Genomic DNA, 1,462 nt, shown 5'->3' with positions numbered 1-1,462 from the left:
TTGATGGCATTCATGAAAAGGTAAAAAATTTGCTAAATACCCTTTGCACTGATAATGGACTAGACAAAGACGAGATAAAAATAGAAAAATGCGAGCGATATAACAATGAAACAAATGAAAAATGTACTTACTTGTTTGTTTCATATCAGAAAAAAATCCCCGCTACTCCTTAAAGGCGGGGTTTTTATTTTCTAAAATATTTTTTATAAAACTCTGTAGCATCTTCCGGTGGAATAGGATTTATTATAAGACCACTGCCAACTTCTAATCCAGCCCAAACAGAAGTTCTGGGTTTAAATTTAAAATAAATATGCTGGTCTAAGTCTTTAACAACTTCATGAAAATACATATTATATGAATACCCTAAATCTTTTATTCCTCTAAATATCGCTTTAAAAATTTTTGCCAATGATTTTTTTTCTTCAGTATTGAGCTCTGAAATATTATCTAAATGTCTTTTTGGTAAAACCATTATTTCATAACTATGTTGAGAGGCGTACGGACATAAAACAATAAAATTTTTATTTTCAAAAACCATTCTTGAACCCTTTTTTTCTTTTTTTATAATATCGCAATAAACGCATCCTTCACATTCTCTTTCTTTTTTTATTTTATCTAAAATATAAAATGGAATAAATTTTGTCGCATAAATTTGTGAATGAGCATGATTTTGTGAAGCTCCGGCTTCTTTTCCGCTATTTTTGAAAATAAGAATGTAATTTATGCCTTTTATTTTTCGGATTGCCAATGTTCTTTCTATATACATTTTGATAACTTTTTCTATCTCAGTAACTGAAAAATCTACGCTCTGATGATTATGATAAGGCGTTTCTATAACAATTTCTTGCGTGCCAAAAGAAAACTGATTATTTGTAGAAAATGCCGGGTATTTATTTGCAACCGTCTTTACCGCCCATCCGTCCTTTTTTTTAAAAATTTGCTTAGCCCTCTCTTTATTTATATTTTCCGGGCATAAGTTGCAGTCAAGTTCTCTCTTTTCAAACAAAGACGAACTTTTCATTTTTATTTTCCATTTTCTCTTAGGGCATATCACTACAAAATTATCCTGTAAATAATCCTTGCGGATTTCAGGTTTTGTCATTTTCTTTTTATTGTTCTCTTTGTTTGATAACTCCCAAAAATCTTTAAAAATTTTTGGATTATTTTTTGACGGCATTTTTATCTATAAGATTAATTGAGTTTGCCAGCGTTATAGCAAGCGCTAAGGCGTCAGCGGCATCGTCCGGTCTTGGTAATTCATGGAGGTGCAAAATCTGTTGAACCATTTTTTGCATCTGCATTTTATCCGCCACACCATAGCCGGTTATCGCCTGTTTAACTTGTAGAGGAGTGAATTCATGAAGCTCTAAGCCTGCGTTCATACCTTCAAGTAAAATTATACCACGCGCATGTCCTACATCCAATGCAGTTTTTACATTTTTACAAAAAAATAATTTTTCAA

Annotated in this window: 2 protein-coding genes; both read right to left on the bottom strand. The window is 31.5% G+C overall.

The features are described 5' to 3' along the window. Positions 1 to 184 precede the first annotated feature (184 nt). Complete coding sequence (locus COU51_01690) at positions 185 to 1,177, bottom strand: hypothetical protein (protein ID PIR66879.1); 993 nt, start codon at positions 1,175 to 1,177, stop codon at positions 185 to 187. Next, positions 1,161 to 1,462: crossover junction endodeoxyribonuclease RuvC (locus COU51_01685; GenBank protein ID PIR66878.1), on the bottom strand; the 302-nt coding region annotated here is incomplete at its 5' end. The genes COU51_01690 and COU51_01685, both read right to left, overlap by 17 nt.

The organism is Parcubacteria group bacterium CG10_big_fil_rev_8_21_14_0_10_36_14 (assembly GCA_002772895.1).
Taxonomy (GTDB): domain Bacteria; phylum Patescibacteriota; class Patescibacteriia.
This window is presented reverse-complemented; position numbering and strand designations above follow the sequence as displayed.

Coding starts and splice junctions, on each gene's coding strand:
- COU51_01690 (PIR66879.1), bottom strand. CDS start 1,177: ATGCCGTCAAAAAATAATCCAAAAATTTTTAAAGATTTTTGGGAGTTA.